Source organism: Streptomyces sp. Z26, assembly GCF_003665095.1.
In the GTDB taxonomy this organism is placed as follows: Bacteria; Actinomycetota; Actinomycetes; order Streptomycetales; family Streptomycetaceae; genus Streptomyces; species Streptomyces phytohabitans.
In genome coordinates this window covers 3,493,209-3,506,755 of sequence record NZ_RCHV01000002.1, presented here as the reverse complement: position 1 = coordinate 3,506,755, position 13,547 = coordinate 3,493,209, and the positions used below count along the sequence as shown (strand labels likewise).

Below are 13,547 nucleotides of genomic sequence, written 5' to 3'. Positions count from 1 at the left end.
CGGTCACGATCCCGTGCAGTCACTTAATGCCATCTTGGCATTAAGTGACACTCATGGCCACCCCGAGTCGAGTGACCTGGGTCACACGTCAGCTCGGGAGGCCGGGACGGGACGGCGAAGGACCGCACCCGCCGTCGCGCGGATGCGGTCCACGTGCCCCCACTTCGCCCGCCCATCCCCCGCGCGGGCGTACGGTCGATCCCGACCCCCGTACGCGACCGGCCCCGTACACCCCAGCGGGACTCAGGCGCTCCAGCCGCCGCCGACCGCCCGGCTCGACAGGTACGAGTCGCGCAGCGCCTTGCGGAGCCCCGGCACCACCTTGTCGAAACGCGCGGCCAACTCCTCGTGCGCCGCCTTGTGTTCGCGCAGCTCCTTCCGCGCGAAGACGCTCGTCACCTCGACCTCCGCCGCGAGTACGGCCATGGTCAGCTCGTCGAACGGGAGCGCCGCCGGGTCGGCGCCGGGCGCGACCGCGGCGCGTACGGTCTTCTGGAGGGCGGCGACCCGTTCCGGTTCGTGTACGACGACGCGGTCGGCGGGCAGTACGCCGAGCACCTTCGTGCGCGTGACGCCGACGGCGCCGTCGGCCACCAGCTGGTCGCGTACGGGGGTCTCCGCCAGGTGCGCCTTGTTGTGGAGGAACCGGAGCCAGTTCTTCGGCTTCTCCGTGGGCAGGTCGTGCCAGACCTGGGCGGCGAACGGTTCGGGCGGCGGCGCGGCGGGGAGGCGCAGCACCTTGCCGCCCTCGGTGCCGATGAGCCCGGCCAGGGCCAGTTCGGTCAGGGCTCCGGCGCGGAGCAGCTGGCCGCGGCCCTGGATGCTGTCGAGTTCGAACTTGCCCTTGTCGACGGTGTAGCAGAGCAGGTAGAGCCGCTGCGGCAGGGTCTGGGGCATGGGTCTTCCTCACGTCCGGGGCCGGTCGGGGCGGCGATCCCGGGTGCCGTACGAGCGGTACGGCGACCGGGATCGCGAGTGTCACCAAATGACAACGTAGCACTTGGTGACACATCGGGCGAGGATGGCCCGCCCGTCCCTCAGGAGCGCGCCGGGCGGAAGCGGACCGCCGCGCCGCCGCCCGCGACGAGCCGGAGGGTGAGCGCCGCGGACGCGCGTACGGTCCGCGTCTCCACCGCCACGGGCAGCGGGTTGTCGTGCCAGTCGGTGTCGGCGGCGTCGCGGTAGATCTCCGCGACGTACCGCCCGCGCCCCAGGAAGCGGAGCGGCACCCGCAGCGTGCGGTCGTGCTCGTCGGTGAGCGCGCCCAGGTACCAGGTGTCGCCCTTGCGGCGGGCCGCCACCGTGTGGTCACCGATCACGCAGTCCAGGAACCGGCTCTCGTCCCAACTGGCGGGCATGTCCTTCAGATACGCGAACCCGGGGTGCGCCCGGTAGTTCTCCGGCGTGTCGGCCAGCATCTGCAACGGGCTGAAGAACACCGAGTACAGGGCGAGTTGGGCCGCCGACGTCGTCTGTACGCGGGTGCCGAGTCCGGCCGGGTCCCACGTCACGTCCAGTACGCCCGGCGTGTAGTCGGCGGGCCCGCCGATGTAGCGGGTGAAGGGGAGGATCGTCGCCTGCTCCGGCGGATTTCCGTTCTTCCCCTTGTAGTTGTGCTGTTCCATCCCGGCGACGCCCTCGCCGGTCATCATGTTCGGGTACGTGCGCGCCAGACCGGTCGGCTTGATGGCCTCGTGCGCGTTGACCACGATGCGGTGGCGGGCGGCGGTCTCGATGACGCGCTGGTAGTGGCGTACGGCCTCCTGGTCGTAGTGGCTGCGCTGGACGCCGCCCAGCTCGAAGCGGGTGGCGTAGCCGGTCTTGACGGCGTGGACGCCCCACTCCTCGTAGCGCGCGAAGATCTCGTCGAGGTGGCGCTCGTAGTCGTCGACGTAGCCGCGGGTCTCGTTGTGGGCGACGAAGCCGACGCCGTTCTCGCGGGCGTAGCGCAGCACTTCGGGCAGGTCGAGGTCCGGTTGCGGGGTGAGGAAGTCCTGGCCGGTCCACTCGCCGCCCGCGCGGGTGTTCCACCCCTCGGCCAGTACGTGGCGGGCGCCCGCCTCGCGCGCCAGGTCGATGTACTGCTTGACGCGCTCCGTCGTCGCCCCGTGCCGCGGCCCCTCCGTCCAGGTGGTGTGGCGGCGTTGCAGCTCCCACCACACGCCGACGTACGTGCCGGGCGTGATCCACGAGGTGTCCGCGAGGGCGCACGGCTCGTTCAGGTTCTCGATCAGGTGCGACTCGGCGAGGTCGCCGGGGCGGCCGCCGATCGTCAACGTCCGCCACGGTGTGGAGAACTCGCCCGACAGCCGTGCCTTCGTACCGTCGGGCAGGCTGATCAGCTCGCTGGTGAACGTGCCCGGCCGGTCCGCGTCCGCCGCCAGCGTCATGCTCGGGTAGTCGATCAGCGCCGCCTCGTGGACCACCACGTGGTCGCCGCCCCCGGTGACCAGGGTCAGCGGTGTCTGCGCGGTTCGCACCTCGGCCAACGGGGCGCGTCCGTAGTGCCGTTCGTCGGCGTTCCAGTCGGTGCCCGCGGCCAGTGACCAGCTCGTGGCGGTGGGCGGGAGCGCGAACTCGGTGCGTTCGGCGGTCACCGTGTACGTGTCGCCGAGCGCCGCCTGCCGCGGGAGGTGGTAGCGGATGCCGACGCCGTCGTCGAAGACCCGTACGACCAGGTCGAGCCGTACGCCGCTCGCCGCCTGCACGGTGCGGAGCACGCACTCCCGCGCGTGGTTGCGGACGGTCGCGTCGGTGCCCCACACGGGGCGCCAGCGCTCGTCGATCGTCCGGTGGCGTACGGAGGTGACCACCAGGCCGCCGGTCAGCGACGGCAGTCCGGCCAGGTCGAGGCCGAGTCCGGAGGGGGCGACGACCGTACGGCCGCGGCGGCGCACCTCGTACGTGAGGCGGCCGTGCGTGACACGGAGGGTGACGCGCAGGGCGCCGTCCGGGGAGCGGACGGTGACGGGGCGGCGGGTGTACGGCGCGGTGGCGGGCGCGGCGGGGGCTCCTCCGGCGGAGGGGGCGGCCACGGCGGCGGGGCCCGCGAGTGCGCCGGCGAACGCGCCGCCCGCGGCGGCTCCCAGGACCCTGCGGCGATTCGGCTTGCTGACCACGTCACCCTCCATCACGATCAACCCGACATGCCCGACACGGCGCCGGACGGGAGTCATCCTGTCCTCGACACCCCGCGCGCGGCAACGATTCCGTAGCCCCTCCCGCCGGAACGTGCTCTCCGCGCGCGCGGCGGTCGCTTTTCCGGCGGAGGGGCGCGCGGGCGGCTGCGGAGGGATGCGGAAAACGGGCGCGGAGGGACGCGGGAAACGGGCGCGGAGGGGTACGGGGAACGGCGCGCACGGATGCGGCACTGGCCGCACGGTGTCACTTACTGCCAGACTGGCACCCGGGGGACGGCACACGGGAACCGGAGGTCCAGGAAGTGGCAGCGGCCAGGAGCGGCGGAGGCGGGATGAGCGAGCAGCGGCGCCATCGCGTACGGATGGAGATCTCCCGGGAGGCGGCGCGGCTCTTCTGGAAGCAGGGCGTCGACGGCACCACGGGTGACCAGATCGCCGAGGCCGTGGGGCTGTCGACCCGTACCATCTGGCGCCACTTCCGCAGCAAGGAGAGCTGCGCCGAGCCGATCGTCGCGTGGAGCGTCGAGTGGGAGATGGCCGTCCTGCGCAACTGGCCCCCGCACCTCTCCCTGGAGGAGCACTTCAAGGAGGAGACGGCCAGGTTCGCGCGCGAGTCGTCCACCGTCGAGCAGGTGGACACCATCCTGGCGACGCAGATGGTGCTGCTGGCGGAGAAGGAACCGGCGCTCCGTACGGCCTGGTTGATGGCCTGCGACCAGGTCGAGGGCGAGCTGGCCGAGATCGTCGGGAAACGGCTGGGCCTCCCGGCGGAGAGCATCGAGGTACGGCTGCACGCCGCCGCGACCTCGGCCGCGCTGCGGGTCATCAACGAGGACATCGGCGCCGCCCTCCTGGGAGGCGCCGACCCCGCGCAGTTCGTGGACGCCCCGGACCGCATCGCGCGCGCCGTACGGACCGCCACCAGCGGCGCGGTGGGCAACGCGGTGGGCGACGCGGCCCAGGACTGAGACGGCGGGGCGGCCACTCCTCGGGAGCGGTCGCGCCACCGGTTACGGCCCCCTGCCCGGACGTGGCGTCCGGGAGGGGGAGCGGCCCCGCGAGGCCCCGTACGGGTCAGGACGTGCGCGCCGCCCGTACGACCTCCGCGAGCGGCGTCGGGGCCGTGCCCGTCAGTTCGGCAACGGCGCCGCTGACGTGCGCGAGGTGGCCGCCGCGGATCGACGCGCCGAACGACGCCACGACCCGGGCCACCGGCTCCGGCAGTCCGTGCTCGGTCAGCCCCGCCGTGTACGCCTCGTCGTCGACCTCCACCACCTCGACGTCCCGTCCGCCGAACTCCTTCGCGAGGGCGGCCAGTTGCTGGACGGTGACGGCCTCGGGGCCGGTGATGTCCAGCGCCTGGTCCTCGTACCCGCCGCGGGTCAGCACCGCGGCTGCCGCCGCCGCGCAGTCCTCGCGGGTGACGTACGCGGCGGCGCCCGCGCCGTTGTTGGTGACGAGGCGGCCGGACGCGGCGGCCTGCTCGACGGTGGCGACCTGCATGTGGGCGTAGAGGTTGTTGCGCAGCGACGTCCAGCGCACGCCGCTCTCGCGCAGCGCCTGCTCCGTGCCCGCGTGGTCGTCGACGACGGCGGCCGGGTTGCCGGGGACGGGCTCGGGCACCGACGTGTACACGATGTGGCTGACGCCCGCCTTCACCGCCGCCTCGATGGCGTCCTGCTGCTGTGCGAGGCGGGCGCCGACGGCGTCGGTGGAGATGAGCAGCAGGCGGTCGACGCCCTCGAAGGCGTGGCCGAGGGTGTCCGGCTCCTCGAAGTCGGCCCGCCGCACCTGCACGCCGCGGGCGGCGAGGTCGGCGAGGGCCTCCGGCCTGCGTGTGGTGAGCACGACCTGGGACGGGTCGACGGTCTTCAGGACGAACTCGGTGGTGGCCCGCCCCAGGGGGCCGGACGCGCCGGTGATGCCGATCATGGTGGAGCTCCGATCTGTAATCGCCGTGGTTACGAATGACCCAACCGTAGCCACAGTGATTGCGAAATGGCAAGATGGCTCCATGGCCAGATCCACCAACACCCAGTTCGCCGTCGCGGTGCACGTGCTGACGTACCTGGGCGGCGCGGAGGGCCGCGTCGTCAGCTCGGACGAGCTGTCCGCGAGCACGAACGTGAACCCCGTCTACGTACGCCGCGTCCTCGGCCCGCTGCGCGGCGCCGGGCTGGTGCGGTCGCGCCCGGGGGCCCACGGGGGCTGGGAGTTGGCGGCCGACGCCGGGGACATCACGCTGGAACGGGTCTGGCAGCTGCTCCAGGGCGACGACCCGGTCCTGGGCCTGCACGGACCCGCACCGGAGTGCCCCGTCGGCCGGAACATCCAGTCGATGCTCACCGACCTGGACCGCAGGGTCGCCGCCGCGGTCTCCGCCGAGCTGCGGCGCTTCACCGTCCGCGACGTGCTGCACGGGCTGCCCGTGCCGGAGCACGGACTCACGGCACCTCCCCGCGACGGCGGGTGACGGGCGGCGGGTGAGGGTCACCCCGGTACGGCGGACGGCGGTACGGCGGGCGGGGCGGCGAACGGTGGGCCGGGGGCGCGCCGCGATGAGTTCCGGACGCCGCCCGGGTCTGCACGGGCATGACGCACACCCAGACACTCGCGACCCCCGGCGCCGACCTCGTCTACGACGTCCACGGCCCACTGCCCACCGCCGACGGCAGGCCGCCGCTGTTCATGATCGGCCAGCCCATGGACGCCAGCGGCTTCCGCGCGCTCAGCGCGCACTTCACCGACCGCACCGTCGTCACGTACGACCCGCGCGGCCTCGGCCGCAGCTCCCGCAAGGACGGCCGCGTCGACCAGACGCCCGAGACGCAGGCCGGTGACGTGCACGCGCTCATCGGGGCGTTGGGCGCGGGACCGGTGGAGATGTTCGCGAGCAGCGGCGGCGCGGTGGTCGCCCTCGCGCTGGTGGCGGCGTACCCCGACGACGTGACGACCCTCGTGGCCCACGAACCGCCCCTGCTGCCCGTCCTGCCGGACGCCGAGGCGTCGCTGCGCGCACGGGCGGGCGTACGGGACGCGTACGAGGCCGGGGGCTGGGGCGCGGGCATGGCCGCGTTCATCGCGATGACGTCGTGGCAGGGCGAGCTGACCGAGGCGTACTTCGCCCAGCCCGCTCCGGACCCGGCCACGTTCGGGTTGCCGACGGAGGACGACGGCACGCGCGACGACCCGCTGCTGTCCGACCGCTGCTGGGCGGTGAGCGGTCACCACCCGGACGTGGCGGCGCTGCGCGCGGCGCCGACGCGGGTCGTGCTCGCGGTGGGCGAGGAGTCGTCGGGCACGCTGACGGCGCGCACGGCGGAGGCGACGGCCGCGCTGTTCGGGCGGCGGGCGGTGGTGTTCCCGAGCCACCACGGGGGGTTCGTGGGCGGCGAGTTCGGGTTCGAGGGGAAGCCGGAGGAGTTCGCACACCGGCTGCGCGCGGTCCTCGCCGGTACGGACACGGCGGAGGCGGGCGGTACGGCGGAAGCGAGTGGTACGGCGGAGGCGGGCGGTACGTCAGGGGCCGGTGGTGCGGCGGAGGCCGCGGGCGCGTAGGCGGGCCGGTGGCGGGCGGGCGGCGCGGGGCCGGTCCCGCCGCGCGGGCGGGAGACCGGCTCCGACCACCGTGACCGCTCCCCTCCTGGCGGTCACGGCAGCCGGAGCCCGCTCCGCGCTCACCGGCAGACGAAGGCGGAGCAGCCCGCTGTGGAGCCGGTGCGGCAACGCCCGTCGGTGGAAGTCCCGATCGGAGCCGCAGGCAGAACGTACTCGACACGGTGACCTCCACGGCAGCTCCCGAACAGCGGGAACGGGCCGGGTGTACTAGGACAGCCGCTCGTCGAACGGCGTCCTCGCTGCTGGACTCTGCACTAGGACAGTCCCGGAGCGCGACCCGACGTGACCAAGGCCACACGGTTTCCCGTCAACCACTTCCGTACGGCACCGCTCGCCTGCGCACGGTGAACGTCACCCCTACGGTGTGCGGCGCGCGAGCACACGCACGGTGACCGCTCACGGGTGTCCGCCCCGCAGCGCCGCATACGCCCGGCCCACCGCGCGTCACCCCCACAGCGCCCCGGCCGCCGCGGCGCCCGCGAAGGCGGCGGCGATGCCCGCGGCGAGGGTGCCCGCCACGTTGGCGGCGCCGAGCAGCGGGGCGCCCTCCTCGGTGAGCCGCAGGGTCTCGTAGCTGAACGTGGAGTACGTGGTGAGCGCCCCGCACAGGCCCGTACCGACGAACAGGCGCAGGTCGGACGAGGCGGCGCCCGCCGCGGCGGCGCCGGTGAGGAGGCCGAGGGCGAGGCAGCCCGCGACGTTCACGGCGAACGTGCCCCACGGGAAGTGCGGGCCGAAGCGGCGGCGCAGCGCGCGGTCGGTGAGGTAACGGAGGGGGGCGCCGAGGGCGCCGCCGAGGAGGACGAGGAGCCAGTTCACGTGCCCGCCTCCCCCTCGCCGTCCCGCGCGCCAGCGCCCGTACCGTCGCCGTCTCCGTCCGCCCCGCCGCCCGTACGCGCCGACCGCCCCCGCGCCAGCGCGCGGCGGGTCGCCACCGCCGTCGTCCACACCGCCGCGAGGGCCACCAGGGGGGTCAGGCCGAGGTACGCCAGCGCCGTACGCCCCGCGCCCGCGTCCGCCAGCTGCCGTACGTCCACCGCGTACGTGGAGAACGTCGTGAAGCCGCCGAGCACGCCCGTGCCGAAGAACGGCCGTACCAGCCGGTGCGCCGACCACTCCTCGCTGAGGAGCACCATGAAGGCGCCGATCACCGCGCACCCGGCGGCGTTGACGGCGAGCGTCGTCCACGGGAAGGCGCCGTCCGGGGTCGGCCAGAGCAGCGACGCCCCGTAGCGGGCGGCGGCTCCCAGGGCGCCGCCCAGCGCGACCGCCGCCACGACGGGCGCCTCCCCGCGTGCGGGGGGCGCGGGCGGGCCCGCGCCGGGGTCCCGCTCCCCGCCCTCACCGGGGCCGACGGGGTCCACGTCGGGGTCGACGGGCTCGTTCACCGCTCGGGAACGTCTGGCTTCCACGGACACACTCCTCCCACCCGCAGGGCACCCGCGCACGGGTGCGTCCACCGCAAGCAGGGACCGTTGGCGGCGCCGGTGCCGCGGTTCGGGTACGGCGGGCCCCACCGCCGTACGGCGGCCCGTGGGACCGCCGTCGGTGGCCGACGGGCCACCGTGGTTCGCGGGGCCACGTTACCGGCTGCGGCTGTGCTTCCCTGAAAGCGACTTGAGTCTCCAGCCGCTGGAAGGCCGAGGGTGTGTCCGTGAACGACCACAGCGAGCTGTTCACCATCGGACAGCTCTCCGCCCGCACCGGTATCCCCGTGCGCACCATCCGTTACTGGTCCGACCTCGGGCTCGTCCCGCCCACCGCCCGTACGACCGGCGGCTACCGCTGCTACGGCGTCGAGGCCGCGGCCCGCGCCGACCTCGTACGGACGCTGCGGGAGCTGGGGCTCGGGCTGGAGACCGTACGGCGGGTGCTGGACGGGCGGGTGGGCGTCGGGGAGATCGCGCGCCGCCACGCCCTCGCGTTGGACGCGGAGATCCGGACGCTCAAGCTGCGCCGCGCGGTCCTGTGGTCGGTCGCCGAACGACACGACACGACCGAGGAGATGGCACTCATGCACAAGCTCGCGCAACTGTCCGCGGCGGAACGGCAGCGCGTCGTCGACGACTTCGTCGACCGCGTCTTCGACGGGATCGACCCGGACGCGCCGGGCGCCGGGCTGGCCGAGGCGATGCGGCAACTGCCCGCCGAACTGCCCGAGGACCCGACCCGGGAGCAGGTCGACGCCTGGGTGGAGCTGGCCGAACTGGTCGGTGACGCCGGATTCCGGCAGCGCGTACGGGAGATGGCGCAGGCGGGCACGCGGGACGCGGACGGCGCGGCGGGTGGACCGGCGGCCATGCCGTACGACCCCGCGCGGGTCGTCGAGCACGCGGGGGCGGCGCTGGCGGCGGGTACCGACCCGGGCGGCGCGGAGGCCCGCGCGGTGCTGGGCCACGTCCTGACGGCGGACCTGCCGCGGGCCGAACGGCTGCGTCTGGCCGACCAGGTGGACACCTTCACGGACCGACGCGTGGAGCGCTACTGGCAGTTGCTGGGCGTGCTCAACGGACGGCCGCCGTTCCCGGAGTCCGTACCGGCCTTCGAGTGGTTCGTCGCGGCTCTGCGTGCCGCCTGAACGAGCACGCGGCGGACGGGCGTCGGGCGGGGCGTCGGGCGGACGGCGAACGGATGTCGGGGCAGTCGGCGGGCGCGCGGCCGGAGTCGGCGCCGAGGTGCGCGCCGTGCGGGTGCCGGATCGGGTGTCCCGTACGGCCGTCCGCCGCCGGCACCCCCGTACCGCCTCGCGTACGCTCCCTGCCGCGCTCCCGTGCGCCCCTCGCCCGCCGCGTGCCTCGACCCGGTCCACGGCGCGTCCCGCGCGCCCCCGCGCCGCGCGCCGCGACGCGGCGTCGTCGCAGGTCCGGCGACCGCCGTGTACCCGGTGGGCGTCCGCCCGGCACCCCGTACGGGGGCGTCGGGCGGGCGCCGCCCCGCGCCGACCACGGGTCCGCGGCGGGAGTAGGGTCCCGGCGTGACCGAACCGGACTACGCGCGCGACACCCGCGCCTCGTACGACACCATCGCCACCGAGTACGCCCGGCGCGCGGCCGGGGAGTTGGCGGCCAAGCCCCTCGACCGCGCGATGCTCGCGTCCTTCGCGGAGCTGGTGCGCGGCCACGGCACGGAGGGCGGTCTGCCGGTGCTCGACGTCGGCTGCGGTACTGGGCGGATGACCGCGCAGTTGGCCGGGCTCGGGCTGACCGCGTCCGGGGTGGACCTGTCGCCGGGGATGATCGGGGTGGCGCGGCAGACGGAGCCCGGACTCCGCTTCGAGGTGGGCTCGATGGAGGCGCTGGACGTGCCGGACGGCACGCTCGGCGGCATCCTCGCCTGGTACTCGGTGATCCACATCCCGCTGGACCGACTGCCCACGGTCTTCGGGGAGTTCAGCCGGGTGCTGGCACCCGGCGGGCATCTGCTGCTGGCGTTCCAGGTCGGGGACGAGCCGCTGCGGCTGACGGAGGCATGGGGCCACCCGGTGTCGTTGGACTTCCACCGGCGGCGCCCGGAACGGATCGAGGAGCTGCTGGCGGGGGCCGGGCTCCCGGTACGGGCGCGGCTCTCGCGCGAGCGCGACGAGGAGGGACCGTTCGCGGAGCGCACGGCGCAGGCGTTCCTGCTGGCGCGGAAGCCCCCGGCGGCGGGCGACGCGGCGTAGCGCGCGAACTCCCGCACGCGACCGCCCCGTTGCCCCGGCGGGCCCGCCTCCGTCCCTGTCCCCGTACGCGCCCCCGCCCCGTTCCCGTACGCGCTCGCGGTGGGGGTACGTACGTCCCCCCGCCCGCCGACCGGCCGTCCCCGCGCGCCCGCCACCGCCGCCCGCCCGCGCCCCGTACGCCCGCGCGACCCCGCACCCGTACGTCCGCCGCGTTGCGCCTGCTCACACCCGTTCCGGCCCGGCGCACCCGTGGGCCGGCCCCGTCCCCCGGGTGCCGAAACGGTTCCCCTGTCGGCGCCGCACACCCCCCGAACAGGGGTTGTCGAACGGCTGTAGGGGTGTACGTAACACCACCCCGGGTTTGGGTTGTGGGCCCCATGTGTGGGCGGTTGCGGCTGCGTAGGTTGTGGGTGTGGCGCAGAGAGCGTCCGACGGATTGGGGTAGTGATGTTTGGTCGCAAGAGTGGGGCGGGTGCCGTCAAGAGTGCGGAGGCGCTGCGTCTTGTGAATGTCACGAAGTCGTACGGCACGTCGGAGAACGCGGTGAAGGCGTTGGACGATGTGAGCCTCAGTCTTGCGTCGGGATCGTTCACCGCGGTGATGGGTCCGTCGGGTTCGGGCAAGTCCACGCTGTTGCAGTGCGCGGCGGGGTTGGACCGGGCGGACGAGGGGATGGTCCTGGTCGACGGTGAGCGGATGTCGGGCGCCACGGAGGCGCAGTTGACGCGGTTCCGTCGGGACCGGATCGGGTTCATCTTCCAGCAGTACAACCTGCTGCCCACGTTGGACGTGGTGCAGAACACGACGTTGCCGTTGAAGTTGGCGGGTCGGCGGATCGACCGGGCGCGGGCGGAACGGATCCTGGGGCAGGTGGGGTTGGGTGACCGGCTGCACCACCGTCCGGACACGTTGTCGGGTGGTCAGCGGCAGCGGATCGCGGTGGCGCGGGCGTTGGTGACCGACCCGAGCGTGATCTTCGCGGACGAGCCGACCGGGGCGTTGGACACCCGGAGTGCGCGGGACGTGTTGAGCCTGTTGCAGGAGACGGTGCGGTTCCACGGGGCGACGGTGGTCATGGTGACCCACGACCCGGTCGCCGCGTCGTACGCGGACTCGGTGATCTTCCTCGCGGACGGCAAGCTGGCCGGTCAGATGACCGCCCCGACCGCCGACGCCGTCGCGGAACGCCTCGCCCACCTCGGCGACCCCGACCACGACACCACCCCCCACCACGGCGGGCCGCGCGGTGGCCACCACGGCGACGGCGGTCGCGACGACGGCGGTTCGGGCATCCGGGTCGCCCCGGCCGCCCCCGCCCCCGCCTCCCCCCTCGCGTCGGTGCCGCCGATGCCCTCGGTACGGCCGATGTCCCGGATGGCCACGGTGTCCGCGCCCGGTACGGCCGGTACGCCCGCCGCTGCCGCCGCGCCCGCCGCCGCCCGTACGCACCGCCCCCGTACGTACAGCGCCCCCACCTACGACGAGCCCACGATCGTCATGCCGTTCCCGCCGCCCGCCCCGCCGGCGCCCGCCGCCGCGGTGCACAGCGCCCCGACGTACTCGACGCCCCTCTACGCGGCGCCCGTCTACGACAACCCGTACAAGAACGACTACCGGTTCGATGACTACAGCGTTCTGCGGATGGGTGCGTGAGGTTGATGTTGCAGCTGGCTTTCCGTTCCGTGAAGGAACGCCCGGGACGATTCGCGGCGACCCTGCTCTCCGCGTTCCTCGGAGCGGGCATCGTGATGATGTTCAACTCCCTCCACGACACCGCCGCACAAGCCGGGATCGACGCCCAGAGCGAGGAGATCCTCTCCACCACCGGCGGCGTCGTCGGCAGCTACGGCACCCTCCTGGTCTTCTTCGCCGTCGCCTCCACCCTCACCGTCAACGTCCGCCAACGCGGCGACGAGATCCACCTCCTGCGCTGCTCCGGCGCCACCCCCGCACAGATCAAACGCATGATCATGGGCGAAGCAGCCTTCGTCGCCGTCATCGCCACCACCCTCGCCATCCTCCCCGCCATGCTCGCCGGACGCCTCCTGGTCTCCTCCTTCAAGGACTCCAACCAGGTCGCCGACAACGTCGACTACGCCTTCGGCTCCATCGCCCTGTCCACCGGCACCTCCATCACCCTCCTGTCCTCCGTCGGCGCCGCCTGGCTCGCCGTCCGCCGCGCCACCAGCGACCCCACCACCACCGCCGCCAAGGACGCCGCCCGCGCCCGCTGGCGCACCATCGGCGGCATCACCGCCCTCGTCCTCGCCGCCGGCGCAGCCGCCACCACCTTCGCCATCGACGAAACCGAACCCGCCCTCATGGCACCCGCCGCCTACGCCGCCGTCATGACCTCCATCGGCTTCGCCGTCTTCTCCCCCACCTCCTGCGCGCCCTCCTGGCCATCTACGGACGCCCCATCCAACTCCTCGCCGGAGTCGCCGGATACCTCACCGTCCACAACATGCGCCGCCGCGCCGACCAACTCGCCGGCATCCTCATGCCGATGATCCTCTTCACCGGCGTCGCCATCGCCACCCTCTACATGCAACTCATCGCCAGCGACGCCCTCGACGCCAACGGCGTCCAAAAGACCGCCGACGACAAGAACCTCGAATCCCTCAACCTCGTCATCGTCGGCATCATCATCGCCTTCGCCTGCATCATGCTCATCAACACCCTCTACGCCGCGACCTCCTACCGGAACCGCGAATTCGGCGGCCAACGCCTCGCCGGAGCCACCCCCCGCCAGGTCCAGATCATGGTCGCCGTCGAATCCCTCGTCCTCACCGCCACCGGCGTCACCTTCGGCACCCTCGCCGGAATCGTCGGGATCCTCCCCTACAACATCGTCCGCACCGACACCGTCTGGCCCGAACAAGGCCCCGGCACCTGGATCACCGTCACCGCCCTCGCCGCCACCGTCACCTTCCTCACCAGCCTCGGCACCACCCGCCGCTCCCTCCAGACCCCCGCAGTCGACACCATCACGGCGGCCGTCTGAACAGCCACCAGCCGGACACACCGGCCCACAGACAGGAGGGCAGCCCACACCCCCGGGGGCTGCCCTCCACCCATGCACACACACCGCCCCACCCCCTTACGACACACACCCACACCACCCCGTC

At 73.7% G+C, this 13,547-nt stretch carries 10 protein-coding genes and 2 pseudogenes; 7 read left to right on the top strand and 5 right to left on the bottom strand.

Features of this window, described 5'->3' with window-relative positions:
* Positions 1-243: 243 nt before the first annotated feature.
* Together D7M15_RS15600 and D7M15_RS15595 are read right to left on the bottom strand one after the other, a co-directional pair.
* Positions 244-897, bottom strand: coding sequence for a GPP34 family phosphoprotein (locus D7M15_RS15600; RefSeq protein WP_121518072.1), 654 nt, complete (start codon positions 895-897; stop codon positions 244-246).
* Between the two features lie 140 nt (positions 898-1,037).
* Positions 1,038-3,119, bottom strand: coding sequence for a glycoside hydrolase family 97 protein (locus D7M15_RS15595; RefSeq protein WP_165906264.1), 2,082 nt, complete (start codon positions 3,117-3,119; stop codon positions 1,038-1,040).
* Positions 3,120-3,472: 353 nt separating this feature from the next.
* Here D7M15_RS15595 and D7M15_RS15590 point away from each other — a divergent pair, with 353 nt between their 5' ends.
* The gene (locus D7M15_RS15590) at positions 3,473-4,108 is read left to right on the top strand and encodes a TetR/AcrR family transcriptional regulator (RefSeq protein ID WP_121518070.1); all 636 of its coding nucleotides are present in this window, start codon (positions 3,473-3,475) and stop codon (positions 4,106-4,108) included.
* Between the two features lie 106 nt (positions 4,109-4,214).
* Here D7M15_RS15590 and D7M15_RS15585 read toward each other — a convergent pair whose 3' ends face one another.
* On the bottom strand, positions 4,215-5,072 hold the full coding sequence (locus tag D7M15_RS15585) for an NAD(P)H-binding protein (protein ID WP_121518069.1): 858 nt from the start codon (positions 5,070-5,072) through the stop codon (positions 4,215-4,217).
* A gap of 82 nt (positions 5,073-5,154) precedes the next feature.
* Between D7M15_RS15585 and D7M15_RS15580 the strand changes: the two genes are divergently transcribed.
* Complete coding sequence (locus D7M15_RS15580; protein WP_121518068.1) at positions 5,155-5,613, top strand: Rrf2 family transcriptional regulator; 459 nt, start codon at positions 5,155-5,157, stop codon at positions 5,611-5,613.
* A gap of 119 nt (positions 5,614-5,732) precedes the next feature.
* Positions 5,733-6,698 carry an alpha/beta hydrolase gene (locus tag D7M15_RS15575; protein WP_121518067.1) on the top strand — a complete coding sequence of 322 codons (966 nt, stop codon included), beginning with the start codon at positions 5,733-5,735 and terminating at the stop codon, positions 6,696-6,698.
* 504 nt (positions 6,699-7,202) lie between these two features.
* On the opposite strand, the gene crcB is transcribed toward D7M15_RS15575, so the two are convergent.
* The gene (gene crcB, locus D7M15_RS15570; protein WP_121518066.1) at positions 7,203-7,577 is read right to left on the bottom strand and encodes a fluoride efflux transporter CrcB; all 375 of its coding nucleotides are present in this window, start codon (positions 7,575-7,577) and stop codon (positions 7,203-7,205) included.
* On the bottom strand, positions 7,574-8,170 hold the full coding sequence (locus D7M15_RS15565) for a CrcB family protein (protein WP_121518065.1): 597 nt from the start codon (positions 8,168-8,170) through the stop codon (positions 7,574-7,576). The genes crcB and D7M15_RS15565 overlap by 4 nt, the downstream gene beginning before the upstream one ends.
* Positions 8,171-8,412: 242 nt before the next feature.
* Here D7M15_RS15565 and D7M15_RS15560 point away from each other — a divergent pair, with 242 nt between their 5' ends.
* From D7M15_RS15560 to D7M15_RS15545, 4 genes and pseudogenes are all read left to right on the top strand, one after another.
* The gene (locus D7M15_RS15560) at positions 8,413-9,336 is read left to right on the top strand and encodes a MerR family transcriptional regulator (RefSeq protein WP_121520836.1); all 924 of its coding nucleotides are present in this window, start codon (positions 8,413-8,415) and stop codon (positions 9,334-9,336) included.
* A 396-nt stretch (positions 9,337-9,732) separates the two neighbouring features.
* Positions 9,733-10,419 carry a class I SAM-dependent methyltransferase gene (locus tag D7M15_RS15555; RefSeq protein ID WP_121518064.1) on the top strand — a complete coding sequence of 229 codons (687 nt, stop codon included), beginning with the start codon at positions 9,733-9,735 and terminating at the stop codon, positions 10,417-10,419.
* Positions 10,420-10,866: 447 nt separating this feature from the next.
* Positions 10,867-11,625: pseudogene (locus D7M15_RS15550) on the top strand (ABC transporter ATP-binding protein); the annotation flags it as partial.
* A gap of 452 nt (positions 11,626-12,077) precedes the next feature.
* A pseudogene (locus tag D7M15_RS15545) lies at positions 12,078-13,423 on the top strand (ABC transporter permease).
* Positions 13,424-13,547: the final 124 nt, after the last annotated feature.

What these genes read in the sequence shown, in the direction of transcription:
- D7M15_RS15585 (WP_121518069.1), bottom strand. Translation starts at nt 5,072, where the DNA reads ATGATCGGCATCACCGGCGCGTCCGGCCCCCTGGGGCGGGCCACCACC.
- D7M15_RS15600 (WP_121518072.1), bottom strand. Translation starts at nt 897, where the DNA reads ATGCCCCAGACCCTGCCGCAGCGGCTCTACCTGCTCTGCTACACCGTC.
- D7M15_RS15575 (WP_121518067.1), top strand. Translation starts at nt 5,733, where the DNA reads ATGACGCACACCCAGACACTCGCGACCCCCGGCGCCGACCTCGTCTAC.
- D7M15_RS15580 (WP_121518068.1), top strand. Translation starts at nt 5,155, where the DNA reads ATGGCCAGATCCACCAACACCCAGTTCGCCGTCGCGGTGCACGTGCTG.
- D7M15_RS15590 (WP_121518070.1), top strand. Translation starts at nt 3,473, where the DNA reads ATGAGCGAGCAGCGGCGCCATCGCGTACGGATGGAGATCTCCCGGGAG.